We start from the raw sequence: 23,074 nt of genomic DNA, 5'->3' as shown, positions 1-23,074 counted from the left end.
TTAATCTTGAGACAGTTTAGTGAAACGAAGGTTTAGTAACGCTAGTGCACCAACCAATAGGAAAATAAGCGTTGCGATAGCACTTGCTAGACCGAAGTCTTGGCCGCCGCCGCCTTCGAATGCAATTCGGTACGTGTAGCTTACAAGCAAGTCTGTGTAACCCGCTGGCTCAGAAGTACCAATCATGTTCGGGCCACCGTTCGTCAATAGTTGAATCATTACGAAGTTATTGAAGTTAAAGGCAAACGCTGCAATCAATAGCGGTGTAAGCGGCTTAATCATCAATGGGAATGTAATGCGCTTGAAGTTATCAAGGAAGTTCGCACCATCAATCGCTGACGCTTCGTATAAATCATCAGGAATCGCTTTAAGCAGACCCATACATAGAATCATCATGTAAGGGAAACCTAGCCATGTGTTAACCATCAACACCATGGTTTTCGCTAAGATAGGGTCTGAGAACCAGTTCGGGCTTAAGCCGAAGATATTCTCGAGCACCATGTTGATCTCACCAAAGCTTTGGTTGAATAGACCCTTAAAGATAAGAATCGAGATAAACGCGGGGACGGCGTAAGGCAGAATCAGTAGAACACGATAAATAGAACGACCTTTCAACTCTTCCCATTGCACGATATTCGCAAGCACAAGCCCGATAACAAGCGTGAACGCTACGGTACATACCGAGAAGATAACCGTCCAAATAAAGATGCTGATAAACGGTTCTTTAATACCGTCATCTTTCCATACACGCTCAAAGTTATGTGTGCCAATACTAACCACAAAACCTGGAGAGATGGTATTACCCGTAAACTCACCGTTTGTATCAACAGGTTGGTAGAAACCCACATCCATATTTGGCTTAAGAACTTCACCCGTTTCATTGTTGATTAACGTTTCTTCATCGTCTTGTAGCGTGTAAAGCGGAGCAACAGAAGCAAACTTACGTAAGCCACTCATGCGGATGTCACCACCGTCCGGTAGATTGAAATCAACACCACTGATCGCAGCTCGGTTTTGGATGATCGCTTTGATTTTCTCTTTTTCACCTTGCGCAGACTCGATGACAGATAGGTCCATCTCTGTTGCTGTCATATTGTCTAGAGAAAATACGTCAGTCGCTAACAGTTGGTCGCCATCTTTTACGACGATCTGGTGACCGTCATCTGTCTTGTACAAAGTAAATGGGTAGCTCTCACCGCTTTGGAAAGAACGGTCTAAAAGAACGGTTTGAGTACGCTCTAGAGAAAGCTGATTTTTCGCGCTGTAGTTAGTAAACGCAAGCCCTACGGTGTATGCCAATGGGAAAAGAATGAACAGGATCATTCCGGCAATACCTGGGTAAATATAACGGTGGGCGTAAGTTTTTTTACTACCAAAAATGTAAAGTGCCAAAGCCGTTAAGATCACTGTAAGCAGCGCAAAAGCGAGCTCACCGCGAGAATACATAAGAATTGTAGCGTAGCCGTTTATTAAGCCAACGCTACCAAGCAACCCCCATTTGATGAAGACGCTTTTACTGCCTGGAAGGCTTGATGGTGCTGGGATAGCATCTGTACCTTGAACTGACTGCATAGAGGAACCTGCTAGCGATATAGATAAAAAATAGAAAAGTAAGGAGAGGTTACCCCCTCCTTAAAAGGTAGTGCTTGGGTGTTACTTAACCATACGACCTTCAGCAGCTTTTAGTGCTTGGTCTACTGATTGACGGCCGTCAACTACGTTGCCGATCGCTTCTTCCATGCTGTACCAGAATGTTGTGAACTGAGGGATGTTAGGCATGATCTCACCGTTCATCGCGTTGTCCATTGTTGCTGCAATACGAGTATCGCTGTCTAGTTGACGTTGGAAAGAGTTAAGAGCAACAGCGCCTAGTGGCTTGTCGTCGTTCAGGCTCTTCATACCTTCATCTGTTAGCAGGTAGTTTTCCATGAACTCAACAGCTAGGTCTCGGTTTGGAGACGCAGTGCTGATACCACCCGCCCATACACCAACGAAAGGTTTAGACGCTTTACCGTTGAACTTAGGTAAAGTTGTTACGCCGTAATCTACGCCAGCTTTCTTGATGTTTTCCCAACCCCAAGGACCGTTGATTGTCATTGCAACGTTGCCCGCAACAAATTCAGACTCAGCAACTGAGTAATCCATGTCTGCAGAGATAACTTTGTCTTGTACCATCTTCTCGATGAAACCTAGAGACTTCTGAACACCCTCAGTCGCTACGCCCGCATCTTTAATATCGTAACCTTCTGCCGTCTGTTTGAATGCGTAACCGCCGTCAGCTGCAAGTAGAGGCCATGTGAAGTAAGCGCCGCCACGTAGAGGCCACATGATCGCTTTTTTACCATCTTTTTGAAGCTCAGCATCAAGTGCTGGGATTTCTTCCCAAGACTTAGGTGGGTTAGGAACAAGCGCTTTGTTATAAATTAGAGAAACTGACTCAACCGCTACAGGGTATGCGATTGTTTTACCTTCGTATGAAACAGCGTCCCATGCGAAGTCTACGATACCTTCTTTAGTTTCTTTAGAAGGTTTGATATCAACAAGAAGCCCCGCTTCTGCATAGCCGCCAAAACGGTCATGTGCGTAGAAAATCATGTCTGGGCCATCGCCAGCCGCTGCAACTTGAGAGAACTTCTCTTCTAGTTTGTCAGGGAAAGCGACTGTTACTTTAACACCAGTATCTTCTTCGAAGCGTTTACCTACTTCAGCCATGCCTTCATAAGCTTTGTCACCACCTACCCAGATAGTTAGTTGTCCTTCTTCGATAGCAGCATTTGCACCAAAAGAACCCAGAGCAACTATTGTACCTAGAGCTACAGCGCTTAGAGCGTTTTTCATGTGAATATCCTTTTTATATTTATACGTAGGGCACATCTACCAAGACGAGCCAGTTTTCAGGGCTTATGATCTGAGAAAATAGCCTCTAGCTCATCATCCTAGCCACTACGCCCTAGCTATTATGGCTTAAAATCGTGATCGCCATCCGGTCAGATTAGAGATTGGAGTCACAAAACACATACTCATCGTGATCAACATCACCGTTATGGCGTGGATTTATTTGAACTGGATCGCCAATTATTAATAACCCCATTTATCTACTCCTCCCCTACTACTCCCCCTCGTTAATTTTACGTTGGGAGGATGTACCGTTTCGCTAATTCATCGAAACTGCATTCATCCAAGAGTGGATAGTAAGAACCCTTTACCAGTAAGTGTTATGTGTAACAGCATTGTTCATTTAGTTGGCTTCACTGCCCGCTAGTGTCTTTATTAAGCATTGAGTTAAATCTGTGATTGAATCACGGGGGAGGTTTGGCTCGATGTGGGGGAAATAGACACCAGTTTGGCTATGACGGGTGGGCTTGGTTAAAGAAATCCAAGTCTCACCCACTTTTTTTCTTACTCACTCAATACTTACCAATTCCTACAGTTACTGCTGACCCGAAAATTTCTTATAATGATAAGCAGTAAAACTTAAAATTTGATCGATCGAGGACAAGCTAGATGGCGAGTGTCACGTTAAAAAACGTTTATAAATCATATGGTGATGTACAGATTTCTAAGGACGTAACCTTAGACATCAACGAAGGTGAATTCGTAGTATTCGTTGGACCATCAGGTTGTGGTAAATCGACGCTATTACGTTGTATCGCAGGTCTAGAAGACATTACGTCTGGTGATTTGTACATTGGCGACCAACGCATGAATGACGTTGAACCGTCAAAGCGTGGCGTGGGTATGGTATTCCAATCATACGCGCTTTACCCTCACCTTAACCTATACGACAACATGTCTTTCGGCCTCAAATTAGCGAACGCTAACAAAGCTGAAATTGATAAGCGTGTTGAACATGCTGCAGAAATCCTTCAGCTTGGTCACCTTCTTGAGCGTCAGCCTAAAGCCCTATCTGGTGGTCAACGCCAACGTGTTGCGATTGGTCGTACTCTGGTTTCTCAACCAAATGTATTCCTACTTGATGAGCCGCTATCAAACCTTGATGCTGCTTTACGTGTTCAAATGCGTTCGCAAATCACTAAACTACAACGTCAACTTGGTTGCACCATGATCTACGTTACCCACGATCAAGTGGAAGCGATGACTATGGCCGATAAAATTGTTGTTCTTGATGGTGGTTATGTATCTCAAGTCGGAAAACCGCTTGACCTTTACCACTACCCTCAAAACCGTTTCGTTGCTGGCTTTATTGGTTCGCCGAAGATGAACTTTATGTCTGTTCACATCGAGCAAGCGGAAGCTGAACGCGTATTGGTACAACTTTCAAACGGCATGACTTTCTGGATTCCAGTCGATGGTACCACTGTCAATGCAGGTGACCGTATGTCTCTGGGCGTTCGTCCTGAGCACTTATTGTCTGCTGAAACAGGTGATGCGACGATTGAAGCTGAAGTGATGATGGTTGAGAAGCTAGGTAACGAAACACAAGTTTACCTAAACCTCGAAAGTGCCGATGCTGACGTTATCTATCGCCAGCCAGACACGTTGACGATTGAGTCTGGTGACAAGCTAGCGATTGGTATTCCTGCACACCGTTGTCACTTGTTCCACAGTGACGGTCGCGCATGTCGTCGCCTATACAAAGAGTACGGCACAGACTAATCGGTTCCGCCTTTTAAGATATAACTTGCCCATATCCAATCCCTCTTACGTTGTAAGGGGGATTTTCTATTTAGGGCGACTAGTTTTACTTTCATTAAATCACCTCGCCAGCAACTCTATAAACGTATTCAATTTTTTATTGATAGCAATAAAAAAGGCCTAGCAAGCGCTAGACCTTTATCTATGAGTCAGGCTATAAGCCCAACCACCATTATCACTTCTTTGAGACATGCACCAGTCTAAATCAACTTAGTGAATTGGCGTATCATTCTGTTTGTTGAACTGGCCAAAATGCTTCTCTAACACTTCTGGCGTTAGTTTGCCTTCTGCTTCTAGTCGTTTGAACTCAGCGACGATCGCTTTTTGCTCTTCAAGTGATGGTAGTTTTACTTCTGGCTCATCACCCATTTCTTGAGTCATCTGCTCTAGTTCTTTTTCAAAATCGCTCATGATACTTACCTAAATATTAAATCTAACGAGATTTTACTCATTTACGACCTGTGATGCTAGAGCGATTGAGTCCAAAGCCCGAAACCAGATCAAGCGAACGTCAGTTTAAACACAGGGCTGGCTTGAAATTAGAAAGAGCTGGATTCACGATTAAATGAAGCCAGCTCTCTGTCAACGTCATTAGCTCAAGCAGTATTACAGCTTAAACGAGCCAACCATCTTATCGAGGCGAGAAGACAGGTCTCGAAGCTCTTGGCTCGCTTCTGCAAGCTGCTCAGCCGTGCCCGTTGTCACTTCGTTGATTGCGTTGATCTCTTCAATGTTCTGGTTGATGGTATGAACTACGGTTGATTGCTCTTCCGTTGCTGTCGCCACTTGAGTGTTACGGTCTGTAATATCCACAATACGGTCTGAAATACCACTCAGAACGTCTACCGCTTCATCCGACGCCGATACACCTTCAAGCGTGATCACCTTACCCGCACTCATTGCCGTTACTGCATCTTTAGCATCGCTTTGCAGTTGGTTGATCATCTTCTGAATCTCTTCCGTAGAATCTGCAGTGCGGCTTGCTAAGTTACGTACTTCATCTGCTACAACCGCAAAACCACGACCTTGCTCGCCGGCACGGGCTGCTTCAATCGCTGCGTTCAATGCGAGTAAGTTGGTTTGATCTGAAATATCACGGATAACACCCAGAATAGAACCGATATCTTGAGTTGTTGAAGCAAGCTGTTCCACCACTTGACCCGTGCTTTCGATATCTTGCGCTAAACGACTGATCGCGTCTTTTGCTTTGTTTACCACAGAACGACCCACTTCAGTATTACCCGAAGCTTGCGTTGCCGTTTCTGCTGCTGTTGCCGCGTTTGATGCAATCTCGCTGATGGTCATACCCATTTCATTAATGGCAGCGACCACTTGAAGGGTTTGATCACGTTGCTCTTGGCTGTTGTCGTGGGTGATGTGTGCTTTGTTAGACACGCTCTCTGCCGCCACTTGCAGCGCTTGGCTTGTCGAGCATACTTCTTTCATCGACTCGTGAATCTTCTCAATGAATCCGTTAAAGCCCTTAGAAAGCTGTGCGATTTCATCGTTGCCTTTAACTTCAATACGCTGCGCAAGATCGCCATCGCCTTCGCCAAGGTCACCAAATCGTTTAGCCAGAAGTTTAATTGGTTGAGTAATGCTGTTTGCTAGCACTACGCCCATTAGGATAAACACCAAAGCCACAACAGCCGTCATGATCAGCATCTTTTGCGCTGTCGCATCGAGCTCTGCAAACACTTCACCAGTCGGAACTACACCAATAACAAACCAGTCCATTGAAGACACATACAAGCTCGCCACGAACAGCTCTTGGCCTTGGCTTTCAGTGGTAATCAGATTAAAGCCCGATTTGTTCAGTAATTGACTTGCTTGAGGACCGTAGAGTTGTTGAAGTGAAGAGTCACTGCGTGAACGCTCGCGGTGAATTTGAACATCACCTTGGCTATCGGTTAAGAATACGAAGCCTGTATTTTCAATCTTGAAACCGTTCAGTAGGTTAACCATGTCATCCATCGACTTTGATAAACCTGACATCGCTAAACCAGAAGGCTGTTGGTAGTTAGCGAACATTTTCACTTCGCCATTGGCTTCTTGGAACATGCTCACCATGGTCGGCTGTCCAGATTGCGTAAAGCCAAAGAACCAACCATCTTGTTGTTGGTTTAACTGACGTAGGAAACCATTTTGATTCCAGTAGTAAGCCGTTTGACGGTTCGCCACTGAGGCATCGTTCAACTGATATTGATTACGAACGTTATTCAGTTGTTTAACCAGCTTGTTTTCTAATGCCGGATCGCGGTCGGTCGATTCGATAGCATCAGAAATAAATTCATTTGAAGCAATTTGCTCCGCTGCTAATAATAGCTGAGACACTTCACGGTCAATTTCACCATTGATTCGCTCCAACATTCCAGGAAGCTCAATATCGATCAGTCGATGACTCAATACATCTCTTGCTTGTTGTTGTGCCATCGCGCCGACAATTACTGTCGATGCAAGAACCGCAAAGGTAATGCCAAGTACAACTTTTTGCTTGATACTCAGAGAGTTAGTTTTGAACATATTTAGACCTTTAAAAAGAATCGCTCTTTGTTTGTAAACCTTGAACAGGACTTTGTTAACGCGCCCCAACAAAGTGATGCACAATCTGAGTTATATATCGGCCACAACCAATAAAACTGGAGACTTTTCTCTCAAAAAATTGCACATATGATGTAACAACCGAAATCATCCAAATTAAATATGAATTAACTAAGCCAATATCGTACTGTCGAGAGTCGGCTTTAGCTATCAGCCCTTAGATCTAACTGAACTCAAACAACTCCCCACAGCCAAGCTTTTGTATATAAAAACCAATTGATATAGTAATAATCACAACCTAACGATATTTTTAGCTAACCACTTGTAAATCTTTCCAATTTTGAAAAAATAAATTACGCAAATGCACTGGAACTTTTTGCTACAAATCAGTGACCAATACTCAAAATAAAATCAAATGGATACCCAGAGAGTCCAAAATGCACAAAACAAATTTCGAAGTCCTTCAAAACTATCTAGAGTCTCAAATCATTGGTCAAAAAGAGCTCGTTAAGCAACTGATGATCGCCCTTTTAGCGGATGGTCATATCCTCGTTGAAGGGCCTCCCGGCTTAGCAAAAACTCGCGCCGTAAAATCACTGGCTGATTGCGTTGAGGGGGATTTCCACCGCATTCAATTCACACCTGACTTACTGCCTGCGGACTTGACTGGTACCGATATTTTCCGACCAGAAACTGGGGAATTTACCTTCCAATCAGGCCCGATTTTCAACTCGCTTATTCTAGCGGATGAGATCAACCGTGCTCCGGCGAAAGTTCAAGCAGCAATGCTGGAAGCGATGGCAGAGAAACAAGTGACTGCCGGTCGAAAGACCTATGCTCTGCCTGAACTGTTTTTGGTAATGGCGACACAGAACCCAATTGAGCAAGAAGGGACATACCCTCTGCCAGAAGCCCAGTTAGACCGATTCTTGCTTCACCTTGAGGTCGAATACCCAGATATGGAAAGCGAGCTGGAGATCTTGCGCCTGAACCGAGGCGAAGCTCAAGGTAACGAATCTATTCAGCCACAACAGATATCTCAGCAAACGATCTTTGAAGCGCGCCAAGAAGTGCTCAACATTCATATGGCAGACACCATTGAGCAATACATCATCAGACTGGTTATGGCGACTCGCCAACCCAAGCAATACAGCGATCAACTTGATCAATGGTTAGATATGGGTGTCAGCCCACGCGCAACTATTGCTTTGGATCGCTGCGCGCGTGCTCACGCATGGCTTGCTGGCCGCGATTATGTAACGCCACAAGACGTTCAAGCGATGGCATTCCCTGTGTTACGCCACCGCCTGCTCCGTAGCTACCATGCTCAAGCTGAAGGCGTTACGGCCAATCAAGTCATCGCACATCTTATTTCATTGGTTGGCAGCGCATAAGGACACGCGTATGAATAATCAACTACCCAACTATAGTGACGGCGTCACGTTGAATTTGGATGAGCTGCTGCAATACAAAGCTCAGTCTGTTCGATGGTTGCCTCCAGCCAAGAGCCTTTGGTCTCAACTTAATGGTCAACACGAGAGTAACCACAAAGGTCGCGGGATGAATTTCTCTGAAGTTCGTCAGTACCAAGCAGGAGATGATATCCGAAGCATTGATTGGCGCGTCACAGCAAGAACGGGCAAGGCGCATACCAAGCTATTCTCTGAAGAAAGAGAGCAGCCTGTCATTTTGTTTTTGGATCTATCAAGCAGCATGATTTTCGGCTCAACCTTGTTGTTGAAATCAGTTCAACTTGCACACTTTACTAGCCAACTGTGCTGGCTCACTGTGGCTCAAAAAGACCGAATTGGCGCAGTAATAGATACTGGCAAAGAGATCATTGAAATCAAGCCCAGTGCGAGTAATCATGCGCCATTACGCATTCTTCAAAAAGTCATAGAAATCAATAATGCAGCGCTGACCAACCACGACAATCACAGCGAGACAACCTTAGAGCTTGGACTGACATCTCTTCATCAGCTTTGTCCAAAAGGCAGTGATATTATTATCCTCAGTGACTTTGTACGCTACCAAGAAAGTAACTACTCACTTATCAGCCAAATACGCCGGCACAACAGAGTCCGTTTCGTGCATTTTCATGATCCATTAGAGCAAGGTGAAACCGCCTACAAGGGATCTAAACAAGTGACGGACGGCAGTAAAACTCAATGGTTTAACTTCTCCTCGAATAAAGAGAAGGAAAAACTTAACCACGCGTTTTTACTAAAGAAGAAGCAGTTGCAGAAACTTGGTTTATCTCTCGCGATACCTTATAGCTCGCTGTCTAGTGCACAGTCATTAATGAGCCAGATATCAGGAGTTCAGTCATGAATCAGCCCTTAGATTTGAGCCCTGTCATTGCACCAGATGCACCGACTTGGTGGCCTTTAGCGTGGGGTTGGTGGGCATTGATTATCACGGCTATTGCTCTGATCGCCTTAGTGTTTTTCATTGTAAAACGCAGACAAAACAACCAACACGCGAAGAACGAAGCACTTGCTCGTTTTCGTCATGGTCAGTCTTCAGATAGCTTGTCTCCGCGCACAGCTCAAGACATCGTTCGTCAGGCAGCACTAAGCTATTTCCCACGCGAAAAAATTGCAGGTCTAGCAGGTGATGATTGGTTGAAGTTCTTAGATGCGCAATTAGAGAAGCCGTTATTTGTAGCAAAACAATCCCAGTGGCAGCAAGCGCTCTATCAAGATGCAGCCTTAATGAACGACGAACAGAAAATGGATCAACAGCAATTGGTTAATGATTGCGAAACTTGGCTTTGTAAAGCCCTTCCTCCAAAGCGAGGTCGTTATGAGTGATTTTCTAAGCCCTTTGTTTCTAAGCAGGGACTTGCTAAACATCGAGTTCGTTTGGTGGTGGATGTTCTTCATCGCGCCACTGCCGTTTCTCGTTTACTTGTTCTCACCAAAGTCAGAATCAAGCAACGCCCTAAGGCTTCCATTTCTGCCAGAAGACAGCCATACCAAAACACCGAGCAGTCGCTTACCAAAAGCGTTGTCAGTTATTATTTGGATTCTGCTGGTTACGGCGAGCGCTCGCCCTGTATGGTATGGCGAACCGGTGGAGTTTCAGCCGAAGCATCGTGATTTGATGTTGGTTGTCGACCTCTCCTACTCGATGAGCCAAGAAGACATGCAGTTCAATGGCGAATACATCGACCGCTTGTCGGCTGTGAAACGCGTATTGAGTGACTTTATTGATCGCCGTAAAGGCGACCGAGTCGGATTAGTACTATTTGCTGATCACGCCTACTTGCAGACCCCGCTTACGCTAGATAGAAATACGCTTTCACAACAGCTCAATCAAGCAGTGTTAAAGCTGATTGGTACTCAAACTGCGATTGGCGATGGCATTGGCCTTGCGACCAAGACCTTTGTTGATAGTAATGCGCCTCAACGTGTGATGGTACTACTCAGCGACGGCAGTAATACTGCAGGGGTGTTAGACCCATTAGAGGCCGCAGACATCGCAAAAAAATACGATGCGACCATATACACCGTCGGTGTTGGCGCAGGCGAAATGATGGTCAAAGAGTTCTTCATGACTCGTAAGGTCAATACTGCTCAAGACTTGGATGAACGCACGCTAATGGAAATAGCCAAACGCACTGGCGGTCAATACTTCCGTGCGCGTGACAGCAAAGAGCTGGCGACCATTTACGACACCATCAACCAGTTAGAACCCGTGACAAATGCCACCAAGGTTTGGCAACCACAACAAGAGTGGTTCGTATGGCCTTTGTCTGCGGCAATGTTCTTCGCATTTATGCTGTTAGCCATTAGGAGAAACAATGTCTAACTTTACTTTTATCTACCCATATTGGTTCTTAGCGCTTGTCGCGTTACCCGCGATTTGGTGGCTTAGTAAGAAGCAATCTAAGCAAGGGTTATTGGCGTCTCATATCGCTCGCTACTTGGCGCCAGAATCAAGCAAGCCATCAAAAAACCGCAGTACTTACTTTGGTATCTGGTGGATGATCGGTGTTATTGCATTAGCCGGCCCCAGCTTTCAAAACAATGAACAACCGAGCTTTGAAAAAACGCAGGCTCGAGTTGTGATGATGGACATGTCGATGTCTCTATACGCTACCGACATAAAACCAAATCGCCTGACTCAAGCACGATACAAGGCTCTTGACCTGCTTTCGTTGTGGAAAGAAGGCTTAACAGGAATGGTCGCGTACGCTGGCGATGCTTACACCATTAGCCCGCTAACGTCCGACATCAACACCATCAAGAGCCAAGTGCCAAACTTGTCTCCGGATATTATGCCTTACCAAGGCAGCAACGCCCCCGCTGCGGTTAAGCTTGCCATTGAGATGATGACTCGCGCTCATATCTACCACGGTGACTTGGTATTGATTGCTGATGACATAGATGACCAAGAGAAGAAAGAGATCGACTCGCTGCTATCTGGTAGCAATTGGACGCTATCCATTTTAGCGGTGGGTACTGAAAGTGGCGCACCAATCTCTTTGCCAACAGGCTCAATGCTGCAAACCAACTCAGGGCAAACTGTGGTCGCGAGAACCCACTTAGAGAACATGCGCGACCTGACTCGCAGTTATGGTGGCACGTTCACTGAGGTTCAATTTGATAACTCAGATGTTGAACATATCGCCAGTTATCTCGACCGAGTTGCAACAACCTCTGAAGTGACCAAGACCAATAACTCACTCAACACGAGAGTCAACAATGGCTTCTGGCTTCTGCCATTCCTATTACTGCCCGCACTTGGGCTGTTTCGAAAGGGTGTTGTTTGGTGCGGATTAGCTGTGGTTTTGTCGTTCAGCCAACCGAATACCGCGTTTGCAAGCCCTTGGAAAACCGACGATCAGGTGGGTTATCAGCTTTATCAAGATGAAGACTTCCAACAAGCTGCAGAGCAGTTCCAACAACAAGAGTGGAAAGGCATCGCACAATACAAAGCCGGTGACTTCGAAGCTGCAGAGCAGACACTACAAGGTTTGAATGGCGAAGATGCTCGCTACAACCTTGCAAATGCACAGGCGCAGCAAGGCAAGTACGATCAAGCGATTGAAGAGTACCAACGTATTCTCGAAAACAACCCTGAACATGCTTATGCGAAGAAAAATCTAGAGCTTGTCGAACAGGCTCAGAAGCAACAGCAACAGCAACAGCAACAGCAAGACAATTCTGAGTCCAAAGACCAAAACGAACAAGGTCAGCAGGGTCAGCAGGGTCAGCAGGGTCAGCAGGGTCAGCAGGGTCAGCAGGGTCAGCAGAATGATTCTTCGCAAGATTCGCAGGATCAACAACAAAGCTCTGCAAACAATGAAAGCTCGCAAAACCAAACGAATAGCCAAACTCAAAGTGCAAACCAACGGCAAGCCAAAAATCAACCGGATGAAAAAGTAGGTGAAGAAGACAGTAAGCGAGCAGCGCAATCTAAGCAGTCAGGTAAATCCGATCAGTCCGAAGAGCAAGACCAAAAGGATTCAAAACCTCAAAGTGCGAGCGCACAGCAAGCTTCAAACGAAAAAGGTGAAGGCGATGGTCGACAAGCTTTAGCGCAAACCTCAGATCAGCCGCTATCGAGCGATCCTGATATGCGAAAACTTGAGCAAGTAGAAAGCGCTCGTGACCCGAGCCAACTGCTTAAAGCGCAAATGATTCTACAAGCACGACAAAAAAGTGCTCCTAACAACCAAAACAAAAAGTGGTAACCATGCGATTTTTAAACAAGCCATTTTTATCAATGCTACTGACACTGCTAATCGGTGTTTTCTCGTCACATTCTGTATTCGCAGCGACCGCTGTTGCGAGCGTTTCGCAAAACAGTGTTACCAAAGATGAAGTCTTCCTACTTAGAGTGACGACCGATGAAAAAGTATCGTCTGGTGCTTTAGATCTAGCCCCCCTTCAAAAGGATTTCTATGTCGGTACCCCAAGCTTTGGGTCGTCGATGAGAATCGTAAATGGCAGCCGCACTGTGTCTAGCGAGTGGAACATTACCCTTGCCCCACTTCGATTAGGCCGATTGGAGATTCCTAGCTTTGATATTGAAGGCGCAAAAACCCAACCGATCACCATCAACGTTGCGGTTAATAAAGCCGCTCCAAAGCAGAGTGATATGGCCGAGTTTCAACTCGATCTCAGTAAAAACTCGCTATACCCACAAGAAGTGGCAGAGCTTGATGTAAAACTCATTATCAAGGCTGACCCGAGAAGACTACAAGATCCAAAAATAGCTCCGCCAAATTCACAAGGGTTGAAGGTAGATCCCATTGGTGAGTCAAAGCAGTATCAAGATGTTATCAACGGACAAGAAGTTACGGTGGTCCAACAGTCGTTCCATATCTCGTCCCAAAAGCCCGGACAGTTTAAGCTGAACGGACCAAAGCTGACAGGAGCCGTTGTTTACTCAACCAACAACTCAAGCACAACGCGCCTTTTCCAGCTCGACACGCCTGTTAAAACCTTAGATGTAGCCGTCAAAGAGGTGCCAAAAGGCTACCAAGGTGAGTGGTTACCAACATCAAACTTCAAACTGATACAACAATGGTCAGATAGCCAAGGCAATGAACTGGGGAGTAGCAATGCTTTAGGTGACGACAAGCAGAAAATTGAAATGGAAGCGGGTGATTCGTTAACTCGTACCATTACTATGACGGCTAGCAACTTAACGCAGCACCAACTGCCGAAACTGAATATCACCTACCCTAAAACGGTACGTGTTTATGAAGAAAAACCGAAATTTGGCACCACCCAATCCGGTGATGCTGTCGTTGTCTATAAGCAGGTACTAATCCCTAAGGAATCAGGAAGCATCTCTCTTCCTGATGTTTCTCAAGCTTGGTTTAACACAGACTCACAATCACAAGAAACCAGTAACGCTCTTGGTCTTGAGTTGTCGGTTCAGGCAAGTGAACGCGCTAGCTCAAGCTCGCCAACGCCTGTTATGGAGACACCAACTCAGCAAGCCAGCCCGACGATTGTTACCGTTGAAAACCCAGGAATGTGGCCTTATCTAACCGCGCTGTTTGCAGCATTATGGTTAATCAGCTCAGCGTTTGCTTTCTACTTCTGGTCACGCCGCGGTACAGTAGTAAAACCAAAGCAAAAAGATGAACGTCAATCCGATACGGCAGAAGCGCTTATTGCCGCTCTGAAAATGAAAGACGGTGTGAAGACGAGAACTTTGTTCGAACAGTGGAAAACAGAAAACCCAGACTTGAGTGGTGAAACGTTGGAAACAATCGAAGCCGAGCTCGCCAAGCTAAATCAGAGTCTCTACGCTGAAGCAGATTCACCAAATCAGTCATGGGAGCCTAGATTGGCGATCAATACGATTAAAAAGCCAAAGCGACTTTCTAGTAAAACTCAGAAGAGCACACTAGAGAAGCTCTAACTATACGTAACTCTAACTAAAGTACATAGACAACAACCCGGAGCCGTGATGGTCACCATTTGACTACCACGGCTTCTTGTTTTCTTAGGCTTCGTTTTAAGAAAATAGAAATAACGAGAAAACCAAATCCGTTCGATTTCGTTAGAATTTGAAAGCTAGGGTCGAGACTAAGAGCTAAGAAAGCGTTGCCGAAACCTTTCTTCTCTTGAGTGCAGAAACAATTCGATTTCGACCTGAGTCTTTGGCTTGATATAAGGCTTTATCGGCCTTGCCATACAATAAATCGAAGTCGAATTGGCGTTGATCAGAGGTGATTGACGCATAACCGACAGACGCAGTTAGATATTGGCTAGTGCTGCTTTCACAATGGAGGATCTTAGCCTCTTCAATACATTTTCGAATCGACTCCGCACGTTGCTTGGTTTTGGAGTGATTGGTACCGATCATCAATAACATGAACTCCTCACCACCAATGCGGCAGAAGGTTTCTTTGTCATTGTAAACATGATCGTTTAATATTTTACCTATCGTGCGCAAAGCTGCGTCACCTTCCGTGTGACCATAAACACTGTTGTACAAACCAAAATGATCGAGGTCGACTAGGATCAGCCCGAAAGTGACTTCATGTTGTGTGACGAACGCCCCTTGGCCGTCACAATTTAGATCATCTAAAACCTGAGTCAACATACGGCGATTACCAAGGCGGGTCAGCGGATCGAGCTTAGATATCACTTCCAACTGTTGGTTCGCCAGTTCTAATTCTTTAGTTCGCTTGCTGACTTCTTGTTCCAATGTTTCGTTAAGCTTTTTGAGCTCTTCTTGTGCCATGGTTCTTTGCAGCACTTCAGCAAGACTTGAGGCAAAGATACGAATCACTTCACGTAATTGCGAGGTTAAAGGGCTACGAGTTAACAAGTTATCTGCAGCAATAAACGCAATAGGCTCACCCGTATTGGTTGTGAGCATCGTCATGGCTGTCCAACCGACACCCACAATATTGAAGTCGTGATAGATAGGTACTGACTCTTCAAAGGCGACTTGATTCGGACAAGCCCGAGCGGCAGCAACAATATCGCGCTCCACCAGCTCAGAACGGTAGTAAGACTCATCGACAATATCGCCTTTAATATCCGTGCCCCACGTACCTTGCATGTAGCTGCAATTTTTATCAGTAAGGAAAACCGCCAGTCGATCGATCCCTAGGTGTTGAATAGCAAAACTTACCGCTGACTTGCACACTTCGCTAACAGTATCACAGCGAGATAGCTCAACCATGCTTGAATGAAGCATGCGTATATTCTGCTCCTGCCGTTTACGAATGTAGATCTGAGAAAGAAGTGAACCAAATGACTCGAGCATTTGCTTTTGATAGTTGGTAATTGGCGAGCGGTGAATGTAATTGTCCATCGCGATCCAACCCACCGGTTTCTCTCCTTCACGCAAGATAAGCATACCATTCCAGCCCTGCCCAACCACTTGCCCAGCGGTGTATAACGGAGCTTGCTCAATGATAACTAAATTGGTGTGATTATCCGACAATGCCTCAATGTACTCTGATTCTAACTGATGTAAATCATACTGAGTATGATGCTCACTGTTTGTTTTACCCGCTTCATCAGTGCCATACGTTCCACTAAAACAGCGCTTTTTCATATCCAGTAGCATGAAAATAGCTCGGTCAAAACCAAGCCTATCTCGAACAGCCTCAACAGAAGCTTTATACAAGGCATCCAAAGATTCTGGGTTAGAAAGTTCTAACGCCACCTGGTGAACCAATTTCATGTTCTCTACGAACAATTCACGGAGCTTAATTTCATCAAGATATTGAGCTTCTCGTGTGTCTCTGTGTTTTATCTCAGTGGCTGCATTCTTTTCAGCACGAATACATTGCCAACGAGCTGCTGCTAACTGTAGGACATCAAGCCCTTGGTTAAAGGTTTGATTGACCTTTTCTGTATCGCAATTTTGAACAATTAAATAAGTTCTACAGGCAGGCGCATTATCAAGCATCATGATAAATGACTCGCCACCCAACACGTCGATATGTTCCCACTTGCACGTATTGATAGCCATAGGCAGCACACCGTCAGCGGTATCGAACTGGGAAATCCAAGGCCAAAAGGTTGAAGGGTAATGAACAAGAGCAGTTAACTCGCCACAAGAAAATAGAGGTAATGAATCACTTTGCGGTGTTGGTTCCGAGAATATGCCAATTCCTTTGGGAGTCAGCACCTCCTCAAGGTAATCAAAAAGAGATTCAGCTAATAAACGGTGGTCGCGTGTTGCAGATATTTGTTTTGCAAAGGCTTTAACAGGCACAACTTCCGTCCATTGGCTAAAAAGAATAAAGCAAAAATACAGAAGCCTTGATATGCAATCAATGTAAGTAAAAATGAGATGTTAAGCGAGTCGCAATTTCGCTTTTAACATTATCACAAGCATGAGAAGGGCGACAAAAATGGGATTTCCTGCCCAATTTTCAATCGACGTTGGAGGTTTTTTAAAGGCATAAAAAAGCCCCACATAAAGTGGGGCAAAACTTCCATCGCTTATAGTTATAGTGATAATTCTGTCGATCGATTCGATTATCTAACCTGGTTTCAGTTAGCGTGCTTTGGTATTTGACAGCGGAAACAAAAGGTCATAACAACACTTAAATAATCAATTAACCAAAGTCACCGTTTACGTAACCTTTGGTACGATCATCTTTGGGTTCGCTGAAGATAACACTTGTTTCGTTGTGCTCTACAAGCTCTCCCATTAGGAAGAAAGCTGTGCGGTCTGAAATACGACGCGCTTGCTGCATAGAGTGCGTTACGATAACGATAGTGAAATTCTTCTTCAGGTCTTCCATCAACTCTTCAATTTTATGAGTCGCAATTGGGTCGAGTGCTGATGTAGGTTCATCCATCAAAATCACATCAGGTTGCATCGCGATTGTACGAGCAATACACAAACGTTGTTGTTGACCACCCGATAGGCCGAATGCGTGTGCTTTCAAACGGTCTTTCACTTCATCCCACAGCGCAGCACCACGAAGTGAACTTTCAACCACTTCATCAATATGCTTTTTGTCTTTAATACCCTGAGCACGTAAGCCGTAAGCGACATTTTCGTAAATGCTCATTGGGAATGGATTGGGCTTTTGGAAAACCATGCCCACTTTGATACGTAGGTCTGCAACATCGATATTGCCGTAGATGTTGGTACCGTCCATTTCAAGAAGGCCTGTGATTTTCACACCCTCGATAAGGTCATTCATTCGGTTAAGGCAACGCAATAATGTTGATTTACCACAACCCGACGGACCGATCAAAGCCGTCACTTGACGCTCTGGCACTGGTAAATTAATTGATTTAAGTGCTTGGTTGTCGCCGTAAAAAAGGTCTAAATCTTTAATATTAAATTTGTTCATATTCGTAATCTCGTAATTCGTCAAAGTCTGTACTGCGTTTGTTTTATGAGCTCATTTGGCTCAAGAAAGCTCTGCTTAGTAAGTTGCAGTGTTAAAACGTCTTGCGATCAACTTAGTGAGTGTGTTGATCAGCAGTACAAGAACAATCAGTACTGTTGCTGTGCCGTATGCTTGATTCCATTCTTCAATGGTAAACAGTTCCGTCGTTAACTTATATAAGTGAACAGTTAGTGTACGGCCAGAGTCCATCAATGAATCTGGGATACGAGCAACCATACCAGCGGTCAAGAATACGGGTGCTGATTCACCAATAACACGACCAATACTCAGAATAACTGAAGTGATGATACCTGGCATTGCACTTGGAAGAATCAAACGCCAGATTGTGTAGATTTTAGAAGCACCCAACCCATACGAACCTTCACGGTAAGTTTGAGAGACTGCCATCAACGCTTCTTCAGTGGTACGAATAATCACTGGAAGAATCAGGATACTCAATGTCAACGCACCCGATAGGATAGAGAAACCTAAACCTAAAATAGCCACGAAGAATGTCATACCAAACAAGCCAAAGATAATCGACGGTATGCCCGCTAATGACTCGGTACAAAAACGAATGATTTTAACTAAACGGCTGCCTACTTTTGCGTATTCAGTCAGATAGATTGCTGTCATGATGCCAAGCGGCGCCGCAACCGCGATCGAAGCGATAACCATGTAAATCGTAGAGATGATCATCGGGAAAATACCGTGCTCATCACCAGTACGAGTGTAATCGTCAGTAATGAACTTCCAATCAACGTGCTGTAGACCGTTAGAAAGGATGTACCACATTATCCAAAATAAGAAGCCCACAGTAAGAGCAGCAGCAGCCCAGATAAAGCCACTCAATACCGCATCTTTACGTGCGCGAGCTTTCTTTAGCGCAACTTTATTCATCGTTTTACCTTGCGACTTCGTAGGGTTAGCTTGAGGTGTTACGTTATTTTCTAAAGACATGATGTTTACCTCGCCTTCTCACGGTTCAAGTAAAGTAGAATCGCGTTCAGAGACATGATGAACACAAGGAGAACAACACCCGTTGCGTACAACGCACTTGCGTGAATACCACTTGCGTAAGACATTTCAATCGCAATATTCGCCGTCAGTGTACGAGCTGAATCTAAAATACCTTCAGGCATCGCTGGTGCATTACCCATCACCATAATGATTGCCATCGTTTCACCTAATGCACGACCAATACCAAGAATCACACCAGTCATGATGCCTGAACGAGCAGCAGGAACGAGAAGCTTGAAGATGGTAAAGATTTTTGAAGCACCTAACGCTAAAGAGCCTTCTTTATACGTTCTTGGCACCGCGCGAATTGATGTTTCAGAAACTGTGATTACCGTAGGAAGGATCATTACACCCAATACAATAATACCAGCCAAGATCGTGTTACCCGCAGGCACTTGAAACACATTTTGAATCAGGGGAACGATAATAACGAGGCCAAAGAAGCCATAAACTACCGAAGGGATGCCCGCTAGCAATTCAACAGCAGGACGAATGATGTCTGCTAGACGCTTTGGCGCGATTTCAGCAATGAAGATTGCCGTTAATACACCAATAGGCACCCCAACTACTACCGCACCCAATGTCGATACGACAGAAGCTACAATCATGGTAGCAACACCGTAAAGTGCTGGTGGTAGCCAGTTTTGCCCTAAAACGATACCTGATAGGCCCGCTTCACGGAATGCTGGGATACTTTCTCTAACGATGAAGTAAGCAATAACAGCAAGAGATACGATGCCGATAATTGCGCTTGTAAGAAATAAGCCGTGAAAAATACGCTCTTTCCAATCTACACGCTTCTTTTGACGTAAGCTGCGTTTCAGTTGAGTCGCTTCGCTATTCATAAGCTGTTCACTATTCGTTGCGATGGTCATAACAAGTCTCACATATCGATAATCCTCAACACGCTATGTAAGCGCAGGATTAACTCGAAGTGGGATAGAAAAGGCTCAGCCTGAAAAGGTAGGCTGAGCAATATTATTAATTTGGGTTTAGATTAGTTAACTGCGATGTAGCCTTTGCTCTCAACAAGAGACTGAGCTTCGTCAGTTAGCATCCAATCTAGGAACTTTTGAGTTTCAGCAGAAGGTTGACCTTCTTTGTAAAGCACTAGGAAAGGACGAGCCACTTTGTAAGAACCGTTCTTAACGTTGTCTACTGATGCTTCAGTACCGTCGATAGCAAGTGCGTTAACTGAGCTATCCACTGTACCTAGAGAGATGTAGCCGATTGCGTAAGGGTTAGATGCAACCATTGTTTTTAGTGCGCCATTGCCGTTCGCAACTTGAGCACGTTGAGAGATTGCCGATACCTTTGTACCAGAAATTTCCATTTTAAGAGCCATGATGTCTTCGAATGCACCACGAGTACCAGATGCCGTATCACGAGTGATTGCTACGATTGGCTTGTCTGCACCACCAACGTCTTTCCAGTTTGTTACTTCACCCTTGTAGATAGCCGTTACTTGCTCAGCTGTTAGTCCGTCAAGAGCATTCTTAGGGTTAACAACAACTGCGATACCGTCACGAGCAACCACTTCTTCAACGAGTGTTGCTTCTTTCTCGCTATCTTTAAGATTACGAGAAGACATACCTAAATCTGCACTACCGTTCTTAGCTGCTTTTACACCAGCAGAAGAACCTGGGCCTTGTACTTCAACAAATACGTTTGAATTCGTTTTCATGTATGTTTCAGAGAAAACTTCCATCAGTGGAGTCACGCTGCTTGAACCAACTGCTGAAATAGTTTCTTTAGCTGAAGCTGGAGTCACTGTTAGTGCACCTAAAAGAGCGATTGCACCGATAACTGTCTTTTTCATCACAAATTTCCTTTAATGGCGTTATTGCCGTAATGTTGTGTTTTGCTTGAACGGTGCCCACTTTAGAATCCAAATATGACAGTTGTGTTTCACTTAATTGAAGCCTATATGACAACTGCAAATTAATGGCTCTTTAATGAATCGGTAGTTACACATCCATCAGGTTCGCTTATCTCCACACTTATTTGTGTAGAATTCAGACGCCAAACAACCAACCTCCCTTCTATTTATATCGAACGACAACCAATATATTTCTATGTTTTTCAATCAAATAGGCGTAACACAATTGAGAGTAATGTGCAGCTAAATCGCAATTTTGAACAATAAACAATCATGTATATCAAATACCTATCGCATATAACAAAATGAATACCTTTACTGATTGAATTGTCAGTCTCATTAGTTAGAATCCCCAATCAATTTTAATAATAATAATTCTCATCTACTAAATTATTCAAAGAGGGACATTAAATGCGCCAACTTCTCAGTGGCTTATCTATAAAAATACAGATCCTTATTCCGGTTCTATTTTCCGTCGTCTTATTATTGGCTGGCGTCATTATCGGTGGGGATAAACTCGAAAGTGCTTTTAAAGATGTGTCAGTTTCAACCGATGAGTTGATCCTACATAAAGAAGAACTCAGTGAAATCGTCGACAACAGTTACGGTATGCGTATCAAAGCGATTTACAGCTTATTTAATGCAGACGATGTGAAAACCTTAGTTGAGACACTAAACCAAAAACGTGACCAAAATGCGCGTCTATTAGATTCATTGAACACCGTTACAGGGATGCAGGAAGAAGTCACTGCAATGCGTAAAGCGATGAATCACTATGTCGATTTTTCTCGTATCACCATGCTCCCTCTCTTGACCGCAAAACACGGCAATACAGCGCTTCCCTCTAATTTTGATGCCAGTTACCAAACCGCTATCGACCAATACCGTCACGCGGGAAATGAAATGGTACAAGCTATCAATACTCTTTCTAAAAAGCTGAATCACATTGCTACCCAAGAAGTCCACATCAACGGTCAACAACATACCAGCACGCTCAATACAGCGACGATCGCACTTTTAGTCATACTTTCTGCTGCTCTGCTTATTAGTTGGACACTGGCTGGTGTCATCGTTACACCAATCAGTAATATTCAGGAAACCATGCGTGAAGTGGCAAAGGGCAACCTGTTAGTTAAAGCAGATGAACAAGGTAACAATGAAATTTCACGTCTTGCACAAGACGTAAACCAATCTGTTGAACAACTGCGAGACACCGTAAGTTCACTATCTCGGATCAGTATCGAAGTGGCGTCAGCATCGACAGAGCTCGCGGCTGTAATGACACAATCAAGCGCAAACTCAGATCAAGAGAAGCAAGAAGTGGAGCAAGTTGCTTCTGCTGTAAACCAACTTGAGAGCACAGCATCGCACGTAAACGAGAATGCAGTACAAGCCGACTCAGCTTCCAAGCAAGCCGACGAAATGGCAACACACAGCATGAGCTTGTTTAATGAGAGCAACCAAGCTAATGAGCAAATGGCGACTCAGCTGAGCGAAGCGGCAAACGTTGTAGGCACGTTAAAAGAGCACTCCGAGCAGATTGGTAAGGTAATTGAAGTAATTCAAAGCATCTCTGAGCAAACTAACCTTCTTGCACTTAATGCAGCAATCGAAGCCGCACGAGCTGGTGAGAGTGGCCGTGGTTTCGCAGTGGTAGCCGATGAAGTTCGAATGCTGGCTGCTCGTACGCAAGATTCAACCAAAGAGATCCAAGCAATTATCGAAGGCTTGCAGGTTCAATCGGGTAACGCCAATGAGAGCATGAGCAGTTCACTGTCTATGTTAGAGCACAACCAAACGCTCTCAGGTGAGGTGAGTGCAGCCCTTTCTGGTATTGCTAACTCAGTAACCGACATGACAGAAATTAACACTCAGGTTGCCTCTGCCGCAGAAGAACAAAGCCAAGTGACTGCAGACATCAACCGTAATATCTCAAACATCTACAGCCTAGTAAGCCAAAACGTAACCGGTATTACTCAAGCCGCAGCAGCGAGCCACGAGCTATCTAACTTAGCCGAGCAGCAAAAGCAGCAGTTGGATTATTTTAAGGTATAGGGTTTAAAGTCTAAGCTTCAGATCTAAGTTAAGACCTATATGCCAGAACCTAAAAGGCCGTGGAAAACCACGGCCTTTTTATT

General features: G+C 44.7%; 17 protein-coding genes. 8 read left to right on the top strand and 9 right to left on the bottom strand.

Annotated elements, in window-relative coordinates; all coding sequences use genetic code 11:
• Both malF and malE read right to left on the bottom strand, forming a co-directional pair.
• Positions 1–1,572 (bottom strand): maltose ABC transporter permease MalF, encoded by a 1,572-nt coding sequence (gene malF / locus ACFI6G_RS05070; RefSeq protein ID WP_010431449.1) that lies wholly within the window; start codon positions 1,570–1,572, stop codon positions 1–3.
• An 81-nt stretch (positions 1,573–1,653) separates the two neighbouring features.
• On the bottom strand, positions 1,654–2,838 hold the full coding sequence (malE, locus tag ACFI6G_RS05065; RefSeq protein WP_010431451.1) for a maltose/maltodextrin ABC transporter substrate-binding protein MalE: 1,185 nt from the start codon (positions 2,836–2,838) through the stop codon (positions 1,654–1,656).
• Positions 2,839–3,504: 666 nt separating this feature from the next.
• Here malE and malK point away from each other — a divergent pair.
• On the top strand, positions 3,505–4,617 hold the full coding sequence (malK, locus tag ACFI6G_RS05060) for a maltose/maltodextrin ABC transporter ATP-binding protein MalK (protein ID WP_010431455.1): 1,113 nt from the start codon (positions 3,505–3,507) through the stop codon (positions 4,615–4,617).
• Between the two features lie 249 nt (positions 4,618–4,866).
• Here malK and ACFI6G_RS05055 read toward each other — a convergent pair whose 3' ends face one another.
• Both ACFI6G_RS05055 and ACFI6G_RS05050 read right to left on the bottom strand, forming a co-directional pair.
• On the bottom strand, positions 4,867–5,067 hold the full coding sequence (locus ACFI6G_RS05055; RefSeq protein ID WP_010431457.1) for a restriction endonuclease subunit S domain-containing protein: 201 nt from the start codon (positions 5,065–5,067) through the stop codon (positions 4,867–4,869).
• A 195-nt stretch (positions 5,068–5,262) separates the two neighbouring features.
• Positions 5,263–7,179, bottom strand: a complete 1,917-nt coding sequence (locus tag ACFI6G_RS05050; RefSeq protein WP_010431461.1) for a methyl-accepting chemotaxis protein — start codon at positions 7,177–7,179, stop codon at positions 5,263–5,265.
• Positions 7,180–7,634: 455 nt separating this feature from the next.
• Here ACFI6G_RS05050 and ACFI6G_RS05045 point away from each other — a divergent pair, with 455 nt between their 5' ends.
• From ACFI6G_RS05045 to ACFI6G_RS05020, 6 genes are read left to right on the top strand one after another with little or no spacing between them, the layout of a single operon-like run.
• On the top strand, positions 7,635–8,591 hold the full coding sequence (locus ACFI6G_RS05045; protein WP_016767410.1) for an AAA family ATPase: 957 nt from the start codon (positions 7,635–7,637) through the stop codon (positions 8,589–8,591).
• Between the two features lie 10 nt (positions 8,592–8,601).
• Positions 8,602–9,528 carry a DUF58 domain-containing protein gene (locus ACFI6G_RS05040; RefSeq protein ID WP_016792234.1) on the top strand — a complete coding sequence of 309 codons (927 nt, stop codon included), beginning with the start codon at positions 8,602–8,604 and terminating at the stop codon, positions 9,526–9,528.
• Complete coding sequence (locus ACFI6G_RS05035; RefSeq protein ID WP_016789912.1) at positions 9,525–10,010, top strand: DUF4381 domain-containing protein; 486 nt, start codon at positions 9,525–9,527, stop codon at positions 10,008–10,010. The genes ACFI6G_RS05040 and ACFI6G_RS05035 overlap by 4 nt, the downstream gene beginning before the upstream one ends.
• A complete protein-coding gene (locus ACFI6G_RS05030; protein ID WP_462710164.1) occupies positions 10,003–11,010 on the top strand; it encodes a vWA domain-containing protein in 1,008 nt (335 codons plus the stop codon). Before ACFI6G_RS05035 ends, ACFI6G_RS05030 begins: the two co-directional genes overlap by 8 nt.
• A complete protein-coding gene (locus ACFI6G_RS05025) occupies positions 11,003–12,898 on the top strand; it encodes a VWA domain-containing protein (protein ID WP_462710163.1) in 1,896 nt (631 codons plus the stop codon). Before ACFI6G_RS05030 ends, ACFI6G_RS05025 begins: the two co-directional genes overlap by 8 nt.
• A gap of 2 nt (positions 12,899–12,900) precedes the next feature.
• Positions 12,901–14,583 (top strand): BatD family protein, encoded by a 1,683-nt coding sequence (locus ACFI6G_RS05020; RefSeq protein ID WP_016792231.1) that lies wholly within the window; start codon positions 12,901–12,903, stop codon positions 14,581–14,583.
• Between the two features lie 174 nt (positions 14,584–14,757).
• Here ACFI6G_RS05020 and ACFI6G_RS05015 read toward each other — a convergent pair whose 3' ends face one another.
• The 5 genes from ACFI6G_RS05015 to ACFI6G_RS04995 form a co-directional block, all read right to left on the bottom strand.
• Positions 14,758–16,902: a sensor domain-containing diguanylate cyclase gene (locus ACFI6G_RS05015; protein ID WP_010431504.1), complete on the bottom strand. Its 2,145-nt coding sequence runs from the start codon at positions 16,900–16,902 to the stop codon at positions 14,758–14,760.
• A gap of 346 nt (positions 16,903–17,248) precedes the next feature.
• Positions 17,249–17,998 (bottom strand): phosphate ABC transporter ATP-binding protein PstB, encoded by a 750-nt coding sequence (gene pstB / locus ACFI6G_RS05010; protein ID WP_010431506.1) that lies wholly within the window; start codon positions 17,996–17,998, stop codon positions 17,249–17,251.
• Positions 17,999–18,073: 75 nt separating this feature from the next.
• Positions 18,074–18,937 (bottom strand): phosphate ABC transporter permease PstA, encoded by an 864-nt coding sequence (pstA, locus tag ACFI6G_RS05005; RefSeq protein ID WP_010431509.1) that lies wholly within the window; start codon positions 18,935–18,937, stop codon positions 18,074–18,076.
• 65 nt (positions 18,938–19,002) lie between these two features.
• Complete coding sequence (gene pstC, locus ACFI6G_RS05000) at positions 19,003–19,932, bottom strand: phosphate ABC transporter permease subunit PstC (RefSeq protein ID WP_010431512.1); 930 nt, start codon at positions 19,930–19,932, stop codon at positions 19,003–19,005.
• Positions 19,933–20,054: 122 nt separating this feature from the next.
• Positions 20,055–20,876, bottom strand: coding sequence for a phosphate ABC transporter substrate-binding protein (locus ACFI6G_RS04995; RefSeq protein WP_016799468.1), 822 nt, complete (start codon positions 20,874–20,876; stop codon positions 20,055–20,057).
• Between the two features lie 471 nt (positions 20,877–21,347).
• Here ACFI6G_RS04995 and ACFI6G_RS04990 point away from each other — a divergent pair, with 471 nt between their 5' ends.
• Positions 21,348–22,991: a methyl-accepting chemotaxis protein gene (locus tag ACFI6G_RS04990; protein WP_016784315.1), complete on the top strand. Its 1,644-nt coding sequence runs from the start codon at positions 21,348–21,350 to the stop codon at positions 22,989–22,991.
• Positions 22,992–23,074 lie beyond the last annotated feature (83 nt).

This window comes from Vibrio sp. PSi01, assembly GCF_054960695.1.
The sequence above is the reverse complement of the archived record's forward strand: the minus strand, read 5'-3'. Positions and strand labels throughout refer to the sequence as shown.